This is a genomic window from Streptomyces sp. NPDC015242 (assembly GCF_043079125.1).
Lineage (GTDB): Bacteria > Actinomycetota > Actinomycetes > Streptomycetales > Streptomycetaceae > Streptomyces.
The window spans coordinates 422,546-441,779 of record NZ_JBIBUF010000001.1 but is presented as its reverse complement, the minus strand read 5'-3'; the positions used below and the strand labels follow the sequence as shown (position 1 = coordinate 441,779).

Sequence of the window (19,234 nt, the reverse complement as noted above, 5' to 3'; positions counted from 1 at the left end):
ATGTACAGTGGACCCATGAGCACCTCGGAACGGCTGATCGAGTCCACGCGCGCCCTGCTCTGGGAACGCGGCTACGTGGGCACCAGCCCCAAGGCGATCCTGGAGCGTTCGGGCGCCGGCCAGGGCAGCATGTACCACCACTTCAAGGGCAAGCCCGATCTCGCCCTGGCGGCGATCCGGCGGACCGCCGAGGAGATGCGCGCGACCGCCGCGGCCGTGCTGGACGGCCCGGGCACGCCGTACGAGCGCATCGAGGCGTATCTGCGGCGGGAGCGGGACGTGCTGCGGGGCTGCCCGGTCGGCCGGCTGACCATGGATCCGGACGTGATCGCGAGCGACGAACTGCGGGCGCCGGTGGACGAGACCCTCGACTGGCTCCGCGGGCGGATCGCCGCCCTCGTCGAAGAGGGCCAGGAACACGGGCAGTTCGGCCCCGCGCTGGACAGCGGGGAGATCGCCGCGGCGGTCGTCGCGACCGTGCAGGGCGGCTACGTCCTGGCCCGCGCCTCCGGCTCCCCCGCCGCCTTCGACGCGGGCGTGCGAGGACTGCTCTCCCTGCTGGCACCCCGGACCCCCTGAGGAGACTCCCGATGCACGCCCTGCAGTACGAGATCACCCTGCCCGCCGACTACGACATGGGCGTGATCCGCGACCGGGTGGCCCGCCGTGGTCATCTGCTCGACGACTGGGACGGGCTCGGCCTGAAGGCCTATCTCGTGCGCGAGCGCGGACTGCGCGGCTCGCCGGTCAACGCGTACGCGCCGTTCTACCTCTGGAACACCGTCGAGGGCATGAACGCCTTCCTGTGGGGTGGCGGCTTCCAGGGCGTCGCCGACGACTTCGGGCGGCCCTCCGTGCGGCAGTGGACGGGCCTGGCGTACGCGGAAGGCGAGGGGGGCCAGCCGGGGTTCGCGGTACGGCAACGCCAACCCGTGCCCGCGCGTGGGTTGTTGGCAGACGCCGTGGAGGACGCGGCCGCCGGGGCCGGGCGGTTGACGGCGCGGGAGGGGGCCGTACTCGCCGCGGTCGCCGTCGACACGAGCCGCTGGGAGGTGGTGACGTTCTCCCTCTGGGACCGTGCCCCGGCCGGGGCCGAAGGGGACGTCTTCGAGGTGCTGCACCTGTCGGCGCCGGGCCGGGACCGGATACGCCGGGGACGCCGGTGGTGAACGCGGTCCGCACGGTGCTCGGGGACGTCCGTCCCGAAGACCTCGGTGTGTGCGACGCCCACGACCACCTGTTCTTCGGCAGTCCCCGGCTGCCCGGTCAGGAGCTGCGCAGCGCGGCGGCGGCGCGCGCCGAGCTGGCCGCGTTCCGCGAGCAGGGCGGCGGGGCCGTGGTGCAGTGGACTCCGTACGGGCTCGGGCGGCGGGCCGCGGATCTGCCGCCGCTGTCCCGGGAAACGGGCGTGCACGTGGTGGCGGCCACCGGGTTGCACCAGGCCGCCCACTACGACGAGGACACCCTCGCCCGGCTGCGCGGCCGGCTCGCCGGCGTCTTCGTCCGTGAACTCACCGCCGGCATCGGGACCTCGGGCGTGCGGGCGGGGCTGATCAAGGTCGCGGGCGGCTTCCACGCCCTGGACGCGCACGCGCGGTGGACGCTGGCGGCGGCCGCCGAGGCGCACCACGCCACGGACGCGCCGATCGCCGTGCACCTCGAACTGGGCACCGGCGCGCTCGACGTGCTGGAGGTGCTGTGCGGGGAGTCGGGGGTGCCACCGCACCGGGTGGTGCTCGGGCACCTGAACCGCTCCCCCGACCTCGTGGCGCACCGGCAGGCCGCCGCGTCCGGCTGCTACCTGGCGTTCGACGGCCCTTCACGTGCGCACCACGCCACGGACTGGCAGATGCCGGACGCCGTACGGGCCCTGGCCGACGCCGGGTTCGGCGACCGGCTGCTGCTGGGCGCGGACACCACCACGGCCGCCGCCCGCTCGGTGGACGGCGGCCCCGGGATGCCGCATCTGCTGCGCCGGGTGCGGCCCCGGCTCGTCCACGCCGTGGGCGAGGACCTGGTGCGGCGGATCCTCACCGAGAACCCGGGCCGGGCGTTCGCGGCCGCGTGGCGGCGCTGACTCAGGTGGAGGCCTGGTCGCTGTCCTTCATCGCGCCCCAGCCGTGCCAGCGGTCCACCTCGACCCAGGCGCTGACCCGGGGGCGGTCACGCTCCGGGTAGGGCTCGCCGGTGTAGTGCCGGGCGAGCAGGTCGATGTCGGCCAGGCCCTCGTCGTCGTACATCTCGGTGACCCGGCCGATGAGGGTGACGTGGGTGTACCAGTCGTCGCCGGCCAGGACGGTCAGGGTCACGCGGGGGTCGCGGCGCAGGTGCTTCAGGCGGACGCGGCCCGCGTCGAGGTTGATCAGCAACCGGCCGTCCTTCCACGCGTACCAGGTGGCGGTGGAGACCGGGGCCCCGTCGGAGCGCAGCGTGGCCATGACGCACGGGTTCGGGCGGCTCAGCAGGACCTCGGCCTCGGGCGGCAGCGGCGGCTTGGACATGGTGGAACCTCCTGGATCTCGGGTGTCGGGTGCCGGTGGTCAGGCGGACGGCTCGTCGTCGAAGCTGGCGAAGTACGCGGCGGCCATGTCCTCGTCGCCGCGGCCCAGGGCGGCGGCGCGCTCCATGCGGGCGGCGGCGGCCTCGGCCACGTCCAGGCGGACTCCGTGCTCCGCGCCCGCACGGACGATCAGCCGGGCGTCCTTGGCGGCGGTGTGCACCGCGAACTGCGGCGGGGTGAGCCGGCCGTCGAGGACCAGGTCGCTCTTGGCGCGCAGGTAGCCCATGTCGAGCGGGCCGCCCGCGACGACGTCGAAGAAGCCGCGCGGGTCCACGTCGAGGGCCTTCGCCAGGGCGAGTGTCTCCCCGGCGGCGGCCGTGACGGCGAGGACCCAGCTGTTGGCGACCAGCTTCAGCCGGGTGGCGGCGGCCGCGGCCCCGTCCTCTCCGGTCCACACGGTGCGCGCGCCGACGGCGTCGAAGACGGGCGTCACGAGGTCCCTGCCCTCGGTGGGCCCGGCGGCGAGCACGGTCAGCTTCCCGGCCTCGGCGGGCTGCCGGGTGCCGAGCACGGGGGCGTCGTAGAAGACCAGGTCGTGCGCGCGGGCGAAGGCGGCCAGCTCGGCGATGTCGTCGAGGCCGGCCGTGGTGGACTGCGCCCACGCGGTTCCGGGGCGCAGGCCGGGGGCGGCCTCGCGCAGGGTGGCCAGGGCGGCCGGGCCGTCGTGGAGCACGGTCAGGACGACGTCGGCGTCCCGGACCGCCTCGGCGGGTGTGCCGGCGATGTGGACGCCCTCGCCGGCCAGCGGTTCGGCCTTGGCCCGGGTGCGGTTCCAGGCGCGGACGGCGTGCCCGGCCCGGGACAGGTTCCGGGCCATCGCGGCGCCCATGATGCCGGTGCCCAGGACGCTCACGGTGAGCTTGTCGGTCATTGCGTCAACTTCCTCGGTGGTGCGGTGCGGGCGGGCTCTGTGCCCACCAGCCTGCCCGCTCGGCGGCTCGCCTTCCCGGAAGCGGCGGCGCCACGCCTGATACCAGTGGGGTCGGGTTGCCGTCGCCCGCGGAAGTCCGCGGACGGGTGACGCCGGGTCAGGGGCGGCCGGTGAGGGCGCCCAGCGGATCGTCCAGCACCGGCTGCCAGGCCAGTTCCGCCGCGCCGACCAGGCTGTTGTGGTCCAGGGTGCACGCCAGGATGGGGACGCCGCCGCTCTGGCCCCACAGGCTGCGGTCGGCGACGACCGCGCGCAGGCGGCCCGGGTCGGCGTCCAGGAGGGTGCGGTGCAGGCCGCCGAGGATGATCCGGTCCGGGTTGAGGATGTTGACCAGGCCGGCGAGGCCGAGGCCGAGCCGGTCGATGAGAGCCTCGGCCGCGGTGCGCACGGCCGGGTCGTCGTAGTGGTGGCGGACCAGGTCGATGGACTGCTGGAGCAGGGACACCTCGGGACCCGGTTCGCGGCCCGCTTCCATGAGGAAGGCCAGCGGGTCGGTCTCCACGTCGAGGCAGCCGCGGCTGCCGCAGTGGCAGGGGCGGCCCTCGGGGTGCACGGTGAGGTGGCCGACCTCCAGCGCGAGACCCGAACTGCCGCGGTGCAGGCGGCCGTCGAGCACGAGCGCGCCGCCGACTCCGCGGTGCCCGGTGGCCACGCACAGCAGGTCGCGGGAGCCGCGCCCGGCGCCGTGCCGGTGCTCGGCGAGCGCGGCGAGGTTGACGTCGTTGGCGGCGAAGGCGGGCCCGTCGAGGCCGGCCGCGCGCACCTGCTCGGCGAAGATGTCCCGCACGGGCGCGCCCGCGGGCCAGGCCAGGTGCAGCGGGTTGAGGGCCAGTCCCTCGGGTTCGGCGACGGCGGAGGGCACGGCGAGGCCCGCTCCGACGCAGCGGCGTCCGGTCTCGCGGAGCAGTTCGGCGCCCGCCGCGACGACGGAGGCGAGCACCTTCGCGGGGTCGGCGTCGACGGTCTCGCATCCCGGCGCGGTGGCGACGATCCGGCCGCCCAGCCCGACCAGCGCCGCCCGGAACCCGTCGGCGTGGACCTGCGCGGCGAGAGCGACGGGGCCGTCCTCGGCGACGGACAGCTTGTGCGAGGGCCGGCCCTGCGAGCCGGCCGCCGCGCCGGGCCGGGCGTCGACCCGGATCAGGCCGAGCGCCTCCAGTTCGGCGGCGACCGCGCCGGCCGTCGCCCGGGTCACGCCGAGCTCGGCGGTCAGGACGGCCCGGGTGGGCGCGCGTCCGGTGTGGACGAGCTCCAGTGCGGGTCCGAGGGCTCCACGCCCCCGGTCCAGCCGCGTCCTCGTGGTGCTCCCGTCCCCCGGCCGGGGGTCCGCCTTCCCGCTCATGAGGGCGAGTCTGTCATGATCCGCGGGAGCGGCGGCCTACAGGCCGCTGACCCGCAGCGTGATGTTGAGCCGTCCGTCCAGGCCGAGCCCGGGCGGCGCCGTGCCCGCGTGCACCCGGGGCACCCCGTGGTGGGCGAGCCGGGAGGGGCCGCCGAAGACGAACAGGTCGCCGCTGCGCAACTCGACGTCGGTCCAGGGCCGGGTACGCGTCTCGGGGTTGCCGAAGCGGAAGACGCAGGTGTCGCCCAGGCTCAGTGACACCACGGGCGCGCCGGACTTCTCGTCGCTGTCGCGGTGCATGCCCATACGGGCGTCGCCGCCGTAGAAGTTGATGAGCGCGATGTCGTAGGCGGGCGCCGGGTCCCCGAGGGTGTCGCGCACCGCCCGGCGGCCCAGGTCGCCGAGCCAGTCCGGGAAGGGCTTGACCGGGGCGCCGTCGCCGTCGGTGACCGTGCGGGCGTAGCCGTAGGGGTACCAGTGCCAGCCCAGGCAGACCTGCCGGGCGGTCATGGTGCCGCCGCCGGGGGTGCGGACCGTGCGCAGCCCGGCGGGCGGCCGGGCCCAGGCACGGCAGGCGTCGAGCAGGTCCCGCTGCTCCTCGGAGTCCAGCCAGTCCGGCACGTGCACCGCGCCCGGCGCGACCTGGGCACGGGTCCTGGGGAACAGTTCGCCGTCCATGCCCTCCATCCTGCCCGACCGGGGCTGAGCTGCGGCTCGGCTAGCCTGGTCGCACGATGAACGACCGTATGACGACGCCGTGGGGCGCGCTCGCGCTGACCCGTTTCCCCGAGGACCCGCGCGAGACGCTGCGCGCCTGGGACGCCTCCGACGAGTACCTGCTGCGGCACCTGGCCGCGCGGGAAGTGCCGCTGTCGGGCACGGTCGTGGTGGCCGGGGACCGCTGGGGCGCGCTGGTCACGGCGCTCGCGGCGCACCGGCCGGTGCAGATCACCGACTCGTACCTGACGCAGCAGGCGACGCGCGCGAACCTGGCGCGGGCCGGGGTGGAGCCGGACGCGGTCCGGCTGCTCACCACCCAGGACCCGCCGCCCGAGCGGGTCGACGTGCTGCTGGTGCGGGTGCCCAAGAGCCTGGCGCTGCTGGAGGACCAGTTGCTGCGGCTGGCCCCGGCCGTGCACGCGGGCACGGTGGTCGTGGGCACGGGGATGGTGAAGGAGATCCACACCTCGACGCTCCGGCTGTTCGAGCGGATCCTCGGCCCGACCCGCACCTCGCTGGCCGAGAAGAAGGCGCGGCTGATCTTCTGCACTCCGGATCCGGCTGTGGAGCGGCCGGCCGGTCCGTGGCCGTACGTCTACACGCTGCCGGACGGTATCGGTGCCGTCTCCGGGCGCACCGTGGTCAACCACGCGGGCGTCTTCTGCGCGGACCGGCTCGACATCGGCACGCGGTTCTTCCTGCGGCACCTGCCGGCGGCCGGGGGCGGCCGGGTGGTGGACCTGGGGTGCGGCAACGGGGTCGTGGGGACGGCGGTGGCGCTGGCCGACCCGGGCGCCGAGGTGCTGTTCGTGGACGAGTCGTTCCAGGCCGTGGCCTCCGCAGAGGCCACGTACACGGCGAACGGGGCGCCGGGGAAGGCCGAGTTCCGGGTGGGCGACGGGCTGGCGGGGGTGCCGTCCGGCAGTGCCGACCTGGTCCTGAACAACCCGCCGTTCCATTCCCACCAGGCGACGACCGACGCCACGGCCCGGCGGATGTTCAGCGGGGCCCGGCGGGTGCTGCGGCCCGGCGGGGAGCTGTGGGTGGTCGGCAACCGGCACCTGGGCTACCACGTGACGCTGCGGAGGCTGTTCGGCAACAGCCGGGTCGTGGCGAGCGATCCGAAGTTCGTGGTGCTGAAGGCGGTCAAGCGGTAGGCGCGCCGAGCGTCCTGAGGGTCCGGGCCACCGCCCGGGTCATGGCCTCGCGGGCGACGGCGAGGTAGCCGCGCGGGTCGACCGCTTCCGGGCGGTCGGTGAGGAAGTCGCGGAGGGCGCCGGTCAGCGCGATGTTCAGGGCCGTGCCGATGTTGACCTTGGTGATGCCGCCCGCGATCGCGGCCGTGAGTTCGCCGTCGGGGACGCCGGAGGAGCCGTGCAGCACCAGCGGGACGTCCAGGGCGGCCGACAGGCGCTTGAGGAGCGCGTGGTCGAGGGCCGCGGTCCGGGTGGTCATGGCGTGGGCGCTGCCGACGGCGACGGCCAGGGCGTCCACGCCCGAGTCAGCGACGAACGCGCGGGCCTCCTCGGGGTCGGTGCGGGCGCCCGGGGCGTGGGCGTCCAGCGGGGGTCTGCCGTTCTTGCCGCCGATCTGGCCCAGCTCGGCCTCGATCCACAGGCCGTGGGCGTGCGCCCAGTCGGCCGCCGCCCGGGTGGCGGCGAGGTTCTCCTCGTAGGGCAGGCGGGCCGCGTCGTACATCACGGAGCTGAACCCGGCGTCCGCCGCCTGGTACAGCAGGGCGTCGCTCTGCACGTGGTCGAGGTGGAGGGCAACGGGTACGGCGGCGTGTTCGGCGGCCGCGGCGGCGGCCCGGGCGAGCGGCAGCAGCCGTCCGCCGCGGAACCGGACCGCGTTCTCGCTGACCTGGAGGACGACGGGGGCGTGCGCGGACTCGGCGCCGGCGACGACGGCCTCGACGTGCTCCAGCGTGATGATGTTGAACGAGGCGACGGCGGAGCGGGCCGCGGCGGCGCGGGCGACGAGGTCGCCGGTGGTGGTGAGGGGCACGGGGTCTCCAGGGTCAGGGCGCGAGGATCACCGAGCGCGTGAGGTGGCGGGGGCGGTCGGGATCCAGTCCACGGGACGCGGCGACGGCGACCGCGAGGCGCTGGGCGCGGACGAGTCCGGCGAGCGGGTCCAGGTCGCCGGCGATCCACGACGCCCCGGTGGCACGGACCTGTTCGGCGAGGCCGTCCGGGGCCTCCCCGAACATCCAGGTCGCCGTGCCCGTGGTGCTGACGCTGATGGGGCCGTGCCGGTACTCCATCGCCGGGTACGCCTCCGCCCAGGCGAGGGCGGCCTCGCGCATCTTCAGCCCGGCCTCGTTCGCCAGGCCGACGGTCCAGCCGCGGCCGAGGAACGTGAACTGCCCGCATTCGACGAGCCCTTCGGGCAGGGGTTCCGCCAGGGCGGTGCGGGCGTCGGCGACGGCTGCGTCGGGGTGGAGGCCGAGGTGGGCGCGCAGAAGGGTGAGGGCGGTGGTGGCGAACCGGGTCTGGACGACGGAGCGTTCGTCGGCCCAGGCGAGGACGGCGAGGTCGTCGGCGGCCGCTCGCACGGGGGTGTCCGGGTCGGCGGTGATCGCCGTGGTGCGGGTGCGGCCCTTCAGCCGGCCGAGCAGGTCGAGGACTTCGGTCGTGGTGCCGGAGCGGGTGAGGGCGACGACCCGGTCGTAGGCGCGGCCGTGCGGGAACTCCGAGGCGGCGAACGCGTCGGTCTCGCCGTGGCCCGCGCCCTCGCGCAGGGCCGCGGCGGCCTGTGCCATGAAGTACGAGGTGCCGCAGCCGACGATCGCGACGCGCTCGCCCGGTTCCGGCAGCACGGGCGCGTGGTCCGCCGCCTCGGAGGCGGCCCTGGTCCAGCACTCGGGCTGGCTGGTCAGCTCGTCCTCGACATGCGTCATGGCGCGCCCTCCGGGCCGTTGGGTCGGGCGCGCCCTGGCAGCCGCGCCCGGCGTGCTTGTTGATGCAAGATATCGCCGATTTCCGAGCATCATCAAGCATCCGGCGGGGTCTATCGGCTGCGTTAGGGTCACCGGGAGACCGAGACGTGGAGGTGGGGATGTCACGCGACGCCCGCTGGCAGGCGCTGCTGGAACTGCTCGTGGAGCGCGGCCGGCTGGACGTCGAGGACGCGGCCGGGGAGCTGGGTGTGTCGGCGGCGACGATCCGCCGGGACTTCGACCGGCTCGCCGAGCAGCAGATGCTGGTGCGCACCCGGGGCGGGGCCGTCGTGCACGGCGTCTCCTACGAGCTGCCGCTGCGCTACAAGACGGCCCGGCACGCCTCGGAGAAGCAGCGCATCGCCCAGGCCGTCGCGGACCTGGTGGCGCCCGGGGAGGCGGTCGGGCTGACCGGCGGCACGACCACGACGGAGGTGGCCCGGGCCCTGGCCGTGCGCGGGGATCTGGCATCCGGCTCCCCCGCGCTGACCGTGGTGACGAACGCGCTGAACATCGCGAGCGAGCTGGCCGTGCGGCCCCAGTTCAAGATCGTGCTGACCGGCGGCGTCGCGCGGGCCCAGTCGTACGAGCTGGTCGGGCCGCTCGCGGACGGGGTGCTCGGGCAGATCACCGTCGACGTGGCGGTGCTGGGCGTCGTCGCCTTCGACGTGGCGCACGGCGCCGCGGCGCACGACGAGGCGGAGGCAGCGGTCAACCGGCTGCTGTGCGAGCGGGCGGAGCGGGTGGTCGTGGCCGCCGACTCCAGCAAGCTGGGGCAGCGGGCGTTCGCCCGGATCTGCGCGGCGGAGGCGGTGGACACGCTGGTCACGGACACGGCGGCCGCCCCGGCGACGGTACGGGCCTTCGAGGAGGCCGGCCTGCGGGTCCTCACGGTGTGACGGCGCGCCGGAGAGCCGGCCGTCCTAGGCTGGGGCTGAGACGCACCCGCCGGGGAGGCTGTCATGGGCGCAACGGCGCAGGACCGGGACGTGCCGGGCGGCCGGCGGTACGTGCCGATCGCGGACCACGGGCTGATCGGTGATCTGCGCAGTGTGGCCCTGGTGGGCACCGACGGCACGATCGACTGGTACTGCTGCCCGGCCTTCGACGCGCCGAGTGTCTTCGCCGCGATCCTGGACGCCGAACGCGGCGGCTGCTTCGAGCTGGCGGCGGCCGTGCCGGCCCGCACGAAGCAGTTCTACTTCCCCGACACCAACGTGCTGATCACCCGGTTCTTCACCGAGGACGGCGTCGGCGAGGTGCAGGACTTCATGCCGGTCGACGGCGAACCGGCCGAGGCCGAGCGGCACCGGCTGATCCGGCGGGTGGTGTGCGTGCGCGGCTCGATCCCGTTCCGTACCCGCGTCGCGCCGCGGTTCGACTACGGCGCCCGGCCGCACACCGTCCGGCTGACCGGCGAGACGGCGGTCTTCGAGGCCGAGGGGATGGCGCTCGCGCTGACCGCGACCGTGCCGCTGGAGGACGACGGCGTGGACGTCCACGGGGACTTCAAGCTCTCCGAGGGCGAGTCGGCGGTGTTCGCGCTGGACAAGGTCGGCGGCGACGTGACGCCCCGCCGGTGTGCGCACACGGAGGCCGAGGAGCAGTTCGCGGCGACCGTGGCGTACTGGCGGCGCTGGCTGCCCGCGTCCCGGTACAAGGGCCGCTGGCGGGAGATGGTGCACCGCTCGGCCCTGACGCTGAAGCTGCTCACCTACGCGCCGACCGGCGCGATCGTCGCCGCGCCCACGACGAGCCTGCCGGAACGGCTCGGCGGCGAACGCAACTGGGACTACCGCTACGTGTGGGTGCGGGACGCGGCCTTCTGCGTCTACGCCCTGCTCAGGCTGGGCTTCACCGGCGAGGCCGAGGCATTCATGGGGTTCGTCACCCGGCACATCAGCCCCGGAGACGGCCGGCACTCCGGTCCGCTGCAGATCATGTACGGCATCGACGGGCGCACGGAGCTGCCCGAGCGGGAGCTGGACCACCTGGAGGGCCACCACGGCTCGGCCCCGGTCCGGGTCGGCAACGCGGCGGCCGACCAGCTCCAGCTGGACATCTACGGCGCCCTGATCGACTCCATCTACCTCTACGACAAGTGGGCCCAGCCCGTCTCCAGCGGCCAGTGGGACGACGTGTGCGCCCTGGTGGACTGGGTGTGCGCGCACTGGGACCAGCCCGACGAGGGGATCTGGGAGACCCGGGGCGGGCGCAGGAACTTCCTGTACTCACGGCTGATGTGCTGGGTGGCGATCGAGCGGGCCGTGCGGATGGCCAACCGGCGCGGACTGCCCGCCGACCTGCCCCGCTGGCGGGAGTGCCGCGACACGATCTACCGGCGGATCATGAGCCGGGGCTGGTCCGAGCGGCGCCGGGCCTTCGTGCAGCACGAGGACGGCGACGTGCTGGACGCGGCCGTGCTGATGATGCCGCTGACGAAGTTCATCGCCCCGACCGACCCGAAGTGGCTGTCGACGCTGGACGCGCTGACCGAGGAGCTGGTGTCCGACTCGCTCGTCTACCGCTACGACCCGCGCTCCAGCCCCGACGGGCTGCGCGGCGACGAGGGCACGTTCTCCATCTGCTCGTTCTGGTACGTCGAGGCGATGGTGCACGCCGGCCGGATCGACGAGGCGCGCCTGGCCTTCGAGAAGATGCTGACCTACGCCAACCATCTCGGCCTGTACGCCGAGGAGATCAGCCACACCGGGGAGCAGCAGGGCAACTTCCCGCAGGCGTTCACGCATCTCGCGCTCATCAGCGCGGCCTTCCATCTGGACCGGGCCCTCGGCTGAGGCTCAGTGCCCGTGACCGTCGTCCGCGTGGTCCTCGGGGGTGGCGGGGGCGGCCGCCGCCGCACCGGCGCGGACGGTGAACGCCGCCGTGTGGACCTTTCCCTCGTGCTTGAAGTCGAGGAACAGGCGGTAGGAGCCGGTGCTGGGTGCCGTGGCCGTGAACGAGATGCCGGGGCCGGGCCGGGTGGTGCCGTCGCCGGGTTCGCCGTTCGGGTGGACGTGCAGGTAGGCGAGGTCGCCGGAGCGCAGGGCGACCAGGTGGCCGTAGGCGCCGAGGTAGGGCTGGAGGTCGGTGACGGGCTTGCCGTCGCGGGAGACCTTCAGTTTCAGTTCGCTCGCCTTGCCGGGGTGCAGGGCGCCGGCCAGTTCGATGTCGTAGCCGTTGGTCTCGGCCCTGGTGCTCGGGGCGGGCAGTTCCTTCGGCCGGTAGGGGCCCGAGGCGGCCAGGTCGGCGCCGAGGGTGAGGTTCTTCGCGCCCCGGCGCGCCGGGGTGAAGTCGGCGAAGACGCGGTAGCCGCCCGCGTGGGGCAGGTCGACGGGGATGCTCCAGGTGCCGTCGGCGGCGCGGGCGGGGTGCAGGTGCCGGTACGTGAGCAGGTCGCGTGAGGCCACGACGAGGTGCAGTTCCTTGTCGTGCTCGCGCCGGTAGGCGGTGACGGGGCGGCCCTGGGTGTCCCGGACCGTGAACCGCAGTTCGGTGCGCTGCCCCGCGGTGACGCGCGGCGTGGCGAGGTCGAGGGTGTAGCCGCCCTCGGAGACCTGCAGCCCGCCCGCCGGGGGCGTGCCGTGTCCCGCGTGCCCGCCGGGCTGCGCCGGCCGGGGCCCGGGCCGGGTGTGCCCGTCCCGGTGCTGCGGCGGGTCGTCGGCGACGACCGGGCCGATGCCCTGGCCGACGCCGTAGGCCGTGCCGAACGTGGCGGCCAGGGCGGCGGCGAAGGTGGTGATCTTCAGTCCGGTGTTCATGGCCTTCGGCTCCTTCAGATACCGGGCCTCCCGCTCGGATGCGGGGCCTTCTTGCACTTCACCATACCCCTGGGGGGTACCAAGTCAAGCCGTGCTCACGCTTGCATCCTATACCCCTCGGGGGTATACAGGAAAGCGACGGGGCATACCCCCGCCCCGTATTTGATGGATTCACTCAGAGGAGGCACCGATGCCCGCCACCACCTACGCCGTCGCCGGGATGTCCTGCGGTCACTGCAAGGCCACGCTCACCGGGGTCATCGGCGAGCTGGACGGCGTCAGCGGCGTCGAGGTCGACCTCGACGCCGGGCACGTCACGGTCACCAGCGCCGGCGAGCCCGACGACGCCGTGATCGCCGAGGCCGTCGACGAGGCCGGCTACGAGCTCACGGGGAGGGTCTGAGCCATGATCACCGGCACGACCGGCACCGCCGCCGAGGTGGAGCTCGCCATCGGCGGCATGACCTGCGCCTCCTGCGCGGCGCGCATCGAGAAGAAGCTCAACCGCATGGAGGGGGTCACCGCCACCGTCAACTACGCCACCGAGAAGGCGAAGGTCAGCTACTCCGGCGACGTGTCCGTCGGCGACCTGATCGCCACGGTGGAGGCGACCGGGTACACGGCCCAGGAGCCCGCGCCCGCCGAGGCGCCCGGCGAACCGGCCGCCGTACCCGACGAACTGCGGCCGCTGCGCGAGCGGTTGATCACGGCCGTGGTCCTGGCGGTGCCCGTCGTGGCCATGGCCATGATTCCGGCCCTGCAGTTCGAGTACTGGCAGTGGCTGTCGCTCACCCTGGCCGCCCCCGTCGTCACGTACGCGGCGTGGCCCTTCCACAAGGCGGCCTTCGTCAACGCCCGCCACGGCGCGGCCACCATGGACACGCTGATCTCGGTGGGCACGTCGGCCGCGTTCCTGTGGTCGCTGTGGGCGCTGTTCTTCGGCACGGCGGGGACCCCGGGCATGACCCACCCCTTCGAGCTGACCATCGAGCGCACGGACGGGGCGGGCAACATCTACCTGGAGGCCGCCGCGGGCGTCACCGCCTTCATCCTGGCGGGGCGGTACTTCGAGGCCCGGGCCAAGCGCAAGGCGGGGGCGGCGCTGCGGGCGCTGCTGGAGCTGGGCGCGAAGGACGTCACCGTGCTGCGCGACGACGGCCGTGAACGGACGGTCCCGGTGGACGAGTTGCGGGTCGGGGACCGGTTCCTGGTCCGGCCCGGGGAGAAGATCGCCACCGACGGGACGGTCGTCGAGGGGTCGTCGGCGGTGGACGCGTCGATGCTCACCGGCGAGTCCGTGCCGGTGGAGGTGGGCGCCGGGGACCCGGTCACGGGTGCCACGATCAATGCCGGCGGGCGGCTCGTCGTGCGGGCCACGCGTGTCGGGTCCGACACCCGACTGGCCCGGATGGCCCGGCTGGTGGAGGACGCGCAGAACGGCAAGGCCGCCGCGCAGCGGCTCGCGGACCGGATCTCGGCCGTCTTCGTGCCGGTCGTGATCGCCCTGGCGCTGGGCACGCTGGGCTTCTGGCTCGGCAACGGCGCCGGGCTGACGGCCGCTTTCACCGCCGCGGTCGCCGTCCTGGTCATCGCCTGCCCGTGCGCCCTGGGACTCGCCACCCCGACCGCGCTGATGGTCGGCACCGGGCGGGGCGCCCAACTGGGCATCCTCATCAAGGGCCCGGAGGTGCTGGAGTCCACCCGCCGCGTCGACACCGTCGTCCTCGACAAGACCGGCACCGTCACCACCGGCCGGATGACGCTGCTGGCCGTGCACACCGCCGAGGGCACCGACGAGGCCGAGGTGCTGCGGCTGGCCGGGGCGCTGGAGCACTCCTCCGAGCACCCGGTCGCCCGGGCGGTCGCCGACGGGGCGCTGCAGAAGCTGGGCACCCTGCCCGGGCCTGAGGACTTCGCCAACGTGCCCGGACTGGGCGTCCAGGGTGTCGTCGAGGGCCACGCGGTGCTCGTGGGCCGGGAGCGGCTGCTGGCCGACTGGGCGATCGAGCTGCCGGACGGCCTGGCGCGGGCCCGGGCGGCGGCCGAGGACGCCGGGCGCACGGCGGTCACCGTCGCCTGGGACGGTGCGGCACGGGCGGTGCTGGAGGTCGCCGACGCGGTGAAGGAGACGAGCGCGGAGGCCGTCCGGCGGCTGCGCGCACTGGGGCTCACGCCCCTGCTGCTGACCGGTGACAACCGGGCCGTCGCCGAGTCCGTCGCCCGCGAGGTGGGCATCGAGGAGGTCATCGCCGAGGTGCTCCCCGAGGACAAGGTGGAGGTCGTCAGGAAGCTGCAGGAGCAGGGCCGTTCGGTCGCCATGGTCGGCGACGGCGTCAACGACGCGGCGGCCCTCGCCCGGGCCGATCTGGGGCTCGCGATGGGCACGGGCACGGACGCCGCGATCGAGGCCGGCGACCTGACCCTCGTCCGGGGCGACCTGCGGGCCGCGGCGGACGCCATCCGGCTCGCCCGCCGCACCCTCGGCACCATCCGCTCGAACCTCTTCTGGGCCTTCGCCTACAACGTGGCGGCCCTGCCGCTGGCCGCCGCGGGCCTGCTCACCCCGATGATCGCCGGAGCGGCCATGGCCTTCTCCTCGGTCTTCGTGGTCGGCAACTCCCTGCGGCTGCGGGCCTTCCGCGCCGCGGACTGACGCCGGAGCCGGTCAGCGGCGGTGCCACACCAGCGTGTAGCGCCAGAACAGACGGCGGCGCAGGCGCGCGCCCGGCAGCACGGCGCGCGCCACGCGGGCGATCTCGGGAAAGGCCGTCCGCGCCGGCCTGGCCGGGGCGGACAGCGAGACCGGGGGCGGCGCCCCGCGGCCCCGGTTCCTCAGCAGCGCGAGGGCGATGTTGAGCGGCACCGAGGCGAGGCTCAGCAGGTGGTCGACGGGCGTGCGGGCCCGGTGCAGACCGACGACCACCAGGACGCCACCGGGGGCCAGCCGGTCACGGAAGGCCACCAGGGCCTCGGTGAGCGGCAGGTGGTGGAGCACGGCGACGCAGGTGACGACGTCGAAGGTCCGGCCGGGAAGCCCGGCCGGCGCCTCGGCCACCGCGTACGTCACCGGGACCGCCGCGGGGGTCAGCTCCCGGGCCCGGGCCGTGATCACCGGGTCGGCGTCCACCGCGTGCACGTGCCGGGCCCGGCCGGCCAGCAGCCGGGCGAGGTCACCGCTGCCGCACCCCACGTCCAGGGCGCTGTCCACCCGGGCGGGGAGGCGGCGCAGGATCCAGGGGTGGAAGCGGGCGTTGTGGTCCCACGGGCGGTCCGCGTGGAAGCGGTCGAGCGCGCGCAGGACCCGGTGGACCGGTGAGGTCATGTCCCCGGCCCTGCGGAGGGGCGCGGGGTCCCGCCGCGCCGGTCCAGCAGGGAGCGGTGGATCTCGCCGGCGCGGATCGCGGTCGTCGACAGCAGCGTCGAGGTGAGGCCGTGGGTGTGTTCCGTGCCGCCCTGGAGGTAGATGCCGGCCGTCACGTCCGGCGCGGTCTCGGCGCGGTGGTCCCGGCGGACGCGCAGGGCGTCCTCGTCGTCGCGCAGGCAGACCTTGGCCGCCTCGCCGAGCAGGGTGGTGAGGTCCCGGGGCCGGTAGCCGGTCGCGTGCACGAGCACGTCGGCCTCCAGCACCCGCTGCTCCCCGGTCGGCAGGAACTCCACGACGACGTCGAGACAGCCGTCGGGGCGCGTGCGGACGTCCCGGATGCGGGAGACGTTGAGGAAGCGCAGCCGCTCCCGGCCGGCGACCTTCTCCTGGTAGGAGGTCGCGTACAGGGCCTCGATGAGGTCCGTGTCGACGACGGAGTAGTTGGTGGAGCGGTGGTAGTCGAACAGGGACCGCTTGACCTCGGAGGGCGAGCCGAAGTACACGTCCACCGCCTCCGGGTCGAAGATGCGGTTGGCGAACGGGCTGTCGTCGGCCGGGGTGTAGCCGTACTTGGCGAAGACCGAGCAGACCTCGGCCTCGGGGAAGGAGCGGTGCAGGTAGTCGACCGTCTCGGCGGCGCTCTGGCCCGCGCCCAGGACGACGGCCCGGCGCACCGGCGTGCCGCGGTCCCGTAGTTCGGCGACCCGGGGCAGTAACTGGCTGGTGTGCCAGACCCGTTCGGACAGCTCGACGCCGGGCGGCACGTGCGGTTCCAGGCCGACGGCGACGCTGAGGTCGGCGGCGCGGTACGTCACCCCCGGGCCGGCGCAGACCACGTCGAAGCCGGTCACGGTGCCCGACGCGTCGCGCACCGGGTCGACGGCCGTCACCTCGCGGTCGTAGGCCACCAGGTGCCGGACGCGGGCGGCGGCCCACTCGAAATACGCGTGGAACTCCACCCGCAGCGGGAAGAGCGTCTTCTGGTTGAGGAAGTCGACGAGCCGGCCGCGCTCGCGCAGGAAGCACAGGAAGCTGTAGTCGCTGGCCGGATCGCGCAGGGTGACGAGGTCCTTGAGGAACGACACCTGCATCGTGGCGTCGTCGATGAGCATGCCCCGGTGCCAGCCGAAGCGGGGCTGGCGTTCCAGGAAGAGGGCGTTGAGCCGGCGCTCCGGCGGGACCCCCGCGTTGTGTTCCTCGATCGCTATGGCGAGGGCGAGGTTCGACGGCCCGAAGCCAATTCCGAGGACGTCGTAGGTGGTGTCCGTGGTGTCCGATCCCGTGAGCGGTGAGTTCACCGTGGCATCGCCTCCCTCAGGCAGCCACATGTTAGATAAGGTTAGCCTTACCTTGCAATGGAGCCGCCGGAGAGGGAGAACCGCATGCGCGTCGCCATGTTCGGCTATCAGACCTGGGGTCACCGCACGCTCCAAGCCCTGCTGGACACCGACCACGAGGTCGTCCTCGTCGTCACCCATCCCAAGAGCGACCACGCCTACGAGAGGATCTGGGACGACTCCGTCGCCGAACTCGCCGCGAAGCACGACGTCCCGGTCCTCCTGCGCAACCGGCCCGACGACCCCGAACTCCTCGACGCGCTGCGCGCGGCCCGCCCGGACCTGATCGTCGCCAACAACTGGCGCACCTGGCTGCCCCCGGAGGTGTTCGGCCTCCCACCGCACGGCACCCTCAACATCCACGACTCGCTGCTGCCGTCGTACGCCGGCTTCTCGCCGATCATCTGGGCGCTCCTCAACGGCGAGGAGCGCGTCGGCGTGACCGCGCACCGCATGAACGGCGAACTCGACGCCGGAGACATCCTGGTGCAGCGCGCGGTGCCCGTCGGCCCGGCCGACACCGCGACCGACCTGTTCCACCGCACCGTCGGTCTCATCGCCCCGATTGTGCGCGAGTCGCTCGACCTGATCGCGAGCGGACGGGACGCCGGGCAGTGGGTGCCGCAGGACCGCAGCCGGGCGAGCTTCTTCCACAAGCGCTCCGACGAGGACAGCCGCATCGACTGGACCTGGCCCGCCGAGCGGCTCGAACGGCTCGTGCGCGCCCAGTCGGACCCCTATCCCAACGCGTACACGTTCCACCGCGGGCGGCGGCTGCGGATCACCTCGGCCGCCGTGTCGCAAGGGCGTTACGGCGGCACGCCCGGGCGCATCTTCATCCGCGAGGGCGACGGCGTGGTCGTCGTGGCCGGACCGGAGGCGCACACCGGCCGCTGCCCGGGGCTCGTCATCCGGCGGCTGCGCACGGAGGACGGCACGGAGTGCGCGGCGACCGACTACTTCCGCACGATGGGCGGCTACCTGACGGCGCGTGAGTAACTGACGCTCCCTCACATCAGCTCAGGGGAACGGAGATGGGCCGGAATCCATTGCTGAGGTAAGCCTTACCTTGCTTTACTGACGGCCGAATGACTCCTGCCTGTACCCGGCGACAAGGGACGCACATGCCGAGAAAGCTCCTCACCACCCTTCTCACCGTCACCCTGGCCGCCGGGTTGGCAGCCTGCGGCTCCGTCGAGGACGACTCCGCCCCCTCCTCCGGTGACGCCGGGACGGACTCCTCGTCCGCCTTCCCGGTCACCATCACGCACAAGTTCGGCAGCACGAAGATCACCAAGGAACCCGAGCGGATCGTGGTGATCGGCGACGGCGGCACCGACGACGTCGACGCCCTGTACGCCCTCGGGGTCACCCCGGTCGCCGTCTCCAAGGACGCCTTCGCCGCCGACGGGGTCCACCCCTGGCTGAAGGACCGGGTCGACACCAAGAAGACCAAGCTCCTGAACACCATGAACGGCGTGGACTTCGAGGAGGTCGCGGCGCTGCGGCCCGACCTGATCCTCGCCACCTCGGACTTCACCCTGGAGAAGAACTACAAGAAGCTCTCCGCGGTGGCCCCGACCATCGGCTACGAGACGGCATGGGGCAAGCAGACCTGGCAGGAACACGTCCAGGTGGTGGCCAAGGCCGTCGGCAGGGAGGAAGAGGCAGCCAAGGCCATCGAGGACACCGAGGGCAGCATCGCCGAGGTGAAGGCGAAGCACCCCGGGCTGGCGGGCAGGACCTACAGCCTGTCCATCGGCAACACCCCGGCCAAGATCTACACCATCGCCTCGGAGGACGACTTCGCGGCGAAGCTGATGAGCGAGATCGGCCTCGGCCTCACCCCGTCGGTGAAGAACATCAAGACCGTCAGCGGCAGCCCCACCGGCGAACTGTCCTTCGAGCAGCTCGACAAGCTCGACGCGGACCTGGTCGTCATCGCGTTCACCACACCGGAGCTGAAGAAGGCCTTCGAGTCCAGCGCGCTGGTGAAGAACATGTCCGCGGTCGAGGAGGACCGCTACGTCGTGACCGACGTGGCGACCATCAGCCAGCTCCGCAGCCCGTCCGTGCTGGGCATCCCGTGGGCGCTGGACAACCTGGAACCCGGGTTCGCCAAGCTGGACAAGTGATCCGGCCGGACCTCACGGAGGGGGCCGCGGGGGGGGGGGGGGGGGGGGGCCCCCCCCCCCCCCCCGCGGGCCCCCGGGCGGGCCGGGGCGGCCGGCCCCCCCCCCCGCCCCAGCCCCCCCCACAAGCGGTCGCGCCCGCGCGC

At 73.9% G+C, this 19,234-nt stretch carries 19 protein-coding genes; 10 read left to right on the top strand and 9 right to left on the bottom strand.

The annotated features are described in order from the left end of the window. Positions 1-15 precede the first annotated feature (15 nt). From ACF07N_RS01990 to ACF07N_RS01980, 3 genes are read left to right on the top strand one after another with little or no spacing between them, the layout of a single operon-like run. Positions 16-579, top strand: a complete 564-nt coding sequence (locus tag ACF07N_RS01990) for a TetR/AcrR family transcriptional regulator (protein WP_392107170.1) — start codon at positions 16-18, stop codon at positions 577-579. 11 nt (positions 580-590) lie between these two features. Then, a complete protein-coding gene (locus ACF07N_RS01985) occupies positions 591-1,169 on the top strand; it encodes a DUF4865 family protein (RefSeq protein ID WP_392107167.1) in 579 nt (192 codons plus the stop codon). Next, on the top strand, positions 1,166-2,077 hold the full coding sequence (locus ACF07N_RS01980; RefSeq protein WP_392107164.1) for a phosphotriesterase: 912 nt from the start codon (positions 1,166-1,168) through the stop codon (positions 2,075-2,077). Before ACF07N_RS01985 ends, ACF07N_RS01980 begins: the two co-directional genes overlap by 4 nt. A gap of 1 nt (position 2,078) precedes the next feature. Here the strand turns inward: ACF07N_RS01980 and ACF07N_RS01975 are convergent, their stop codons facing one another. The 4 genes from ACF07N_RS01975 to ACF07N_RS01960 form a co-directional block, all read right to left on the bottom strand. Next, complete coding sequence (locus tag ACF07N_RS01975; protein ID WP_392107161.1) at positions 2,079-2,501, bottom strand: PPOX class F420-dependent oxidoreductase; 423 nt, start codon at positions 2,499-2,501, stop codon at positions 2,079-2,081. 39 nt (positions 2,502-2,540) lie between these two features. Continuing rightward, positions 2,541-3,431, bottom strand: a complete 891-nt coding sequence (locus tag ACF07N_RS01970; protein ID WP_392107158.1) for an NAD(P)-dependent oxidoreductase — start codon at positions 3,429-3,431, stop codon at positions 2,541-2,543. Between the two features lie 157 nt (positions 3,432-3,588). Next, the gene (locus tag ACF07N_RS01965; protein WP_383584295.1) at positions 3,589-4,833 is read right to left on the bottom strand and encodes an ROK family protein; all 1,245 of its coding nucleotides are present in this window, start codon (positions 4,831-4,833) and stop codon (positions 3,589-3,591) included. 36 nt (positions 4,834-4,869) lie between these two features. Continuing rightward, complete coding sequence (locus tag ACF07N_RS01960) at positions 4,870-5,511, bottom strand: alpha-ketoglutarate-dependent dioxygenase AlkB family protein (RefSeq protein WP_392107155.1); 642 nt, start codon at positions 5,509-5,511, stop codon at positions 4,870-4,872. Between the two features lie 68 nt (positions 5,512-5,579). Between ACF07N_RS01960 and ACF07N_RS01955 the strand changes: the two genes are divergently transcribed. Then, positions 5,580-6,710, top strand: coding sequence for a methyltransferase (locus ACF07N_RS01955; protein ID WP_392108730.1), 1,131 nt, complete (start codon positions 5,580-5,582; stop codon positions 6,708-6,710). Here the strand turns inward: ACF07N_RS01955 and ACF07N_RS01950 are convergent. Together ACF07N_RS01950 and ACF07N_RS01945 are read right to left on the bottom strand one after the other, a co-directional pair. Beyond that, positions 6,700-7,560 carry a ketose-bisphosphate aldolase gene (locus ACF07N_RS01950; protein ID WP_392107152.1) on the bottom strand — a complete coding sequence of 287 codons (861 nt, stop codon included), beginning with the start codon at positions 7,558-7,560 and terminating at the stop codon, positions 6,700-6,702. The two genes, ACF07N_RS01955 and ACF07N_RS01950, sit on opposite strands and share 11 nt — an antisense overlap. A gap of 13 nt (positions 7,561-7,573) precedes the next feature. Continuing rightward, a complete protein-coding gene (locus ACF07N_RS01945; protein ID WP_383329092.1) occupies positions 7,574-8,455 on the bottom strand; it encodes an SIS domain-containing protein in 882 nt (293 codons plus the stop codon). Positions 8,456-8,613: 158 nt separating this feature from the next. On the opposite strand from ACF07N_RS01945, the gene ACF07N_RS01940 reads away from it, so the two are divergent. Together ACF07N_RS01940 and ACF07N_RS01935 are read left to right on the top strand one after the other, a co-directional pair. After that, a complete protein-coding gene (locus ACF07N_RS01940) occupies positions 8,614-9,393 on the top strand; it encodes a DeoR/GlpR family DNA-binding transcription regulator (protein ID WP_383329089.1) in 780 nt (259 codons plus the stop codon). A 63-nt stretch (positions 9,394-9,456) separates the two neighbouring features. Further along, positions 9,457-11,292 carry a glycoside hydrolase family 15 protein gene (locus ACF07N_RS01935; RefSeq protein WP_392107148.1) on the top strand — a complete coding sequence of 612 codons (1,836 nt, stop codon included), beginning with the start codon at positions 9,457-9,459 and terminating at the stop codon, positions 11,290-11,292. A gap of 3 nt (positions 11,293-11,295) precedes the next feature. Here the strand turns inward: ACF07N_RS01935 and ACF07N_RS01930 are convergent, their stop codons facing one another. After that, the gene (locus ACF07N_RS01930) at positions 11,296-12,255 is read right to left on the bottom strand and encodes a hypothetical protein (RefSeq protein ID WP_392107145.1); all 960 of its coding nucleotides are present in this window, start codon (positions 12,253-12,255) and stop codon (positions 11,296-11,298) included. A 190-nt stretch (positions 12,256-12,445) separates the two neighbouring features. Here ACF07N_RS01930 and ACF07N_RS01925 point away from each other — a divergent pair, with 190 nt between their 5' ends. Together ACF07N_RS01925 and ACF07N_RS01920 are read left to right on the top strand one after the other, a co-directional pair. Further along, on the top strand, positions 12,446-12,658 hold the full coding sequence (locus ACF07N_RS01925; protein ID WP_392107142.1) for a heavy-metal-associated domain-containing protein: 213 nt from the start codon (positions 12,446-12,448) through the stop codon (positions 12,656-12,658). A gap of 3 nt (positions 12,659-12,661) precedes the next feature. Next, positions 12,662-14,908: a heavy metal translocating P-type ATPase gene (locus ACF07N_RS01920; RefSeq protein WP_392107139.1), complete on the top strand. Its 2,247-nt coding sequence runs from the start codon at positions 12,662-12,664 to the stop codon at positions 14,906-14,908. 12 nt (positions 14,909-14,920) lie between these two features. On the opposite strand, the gene ACF07N_RS01915 is transcribed toward ACF07N_RS01920, so the two are convergent. Then, positions 14,921-15,577: a class I SAM-dependent methyltransferase gene (locus ACF07N_RS01915; protein ID WP_392107136.1), complete on the bottom strand. Its 657-nt coding sequence runs from the start codon at positions 15,575-15,577 to the stop codon at positions 14,921-14,923. Beyond that, the gene (locus ACF07N_RS01910) at positions 15,574-16,917 is read right to left on the bottom strand and encodes a lysine N(6)-hydroxylase/L-ornithine N(5)-oxygenase family protein (RefSeq protein WP_392107133.1); all 1,344 of its coding nucleotides are present in this window, start codon (positions 16,915-16,917) and stop codon (positions 15,574-15,576) included. Before ACF07N_RS01910 ends, ACF07N_RS01915 begins: the two co-directional genes overlap by 4 nt. Before the next feature lie 84 nt (positions 16,918-17,001). On the opposite strand from ACF07N_RS01910, the gene ACF07N_RS01905 reads away from it, so the two are divergent. Further along, on the top strand, positions 17,002-17,955 hold the full coding sequence (locus ACF07N_RS01905; RefSeq protein ID WP_392107130.1) for a methionyl-tRNA formyltransferase: 954 nt from the start codon (positions 17,002-17,004) through the stop codon (positions 17,953-17,955). 125 nt (positions 17,956-18,080) lie between these two features. Continuing rightward, on the top strand, positions 18,081-19,091 hold the full coding sequence (locus tag ACF07N_RS01900) for an iron-siderophore ABC transporter substrate-binding protein (RefSeq protein WP_392107127.1): 1,011 nt from the start codon (positions 18,081-18,083) through the stop codon (positions 19,089-19,091). Positions 19,092-19,234 lie beyond the last annotated feature (143 nt).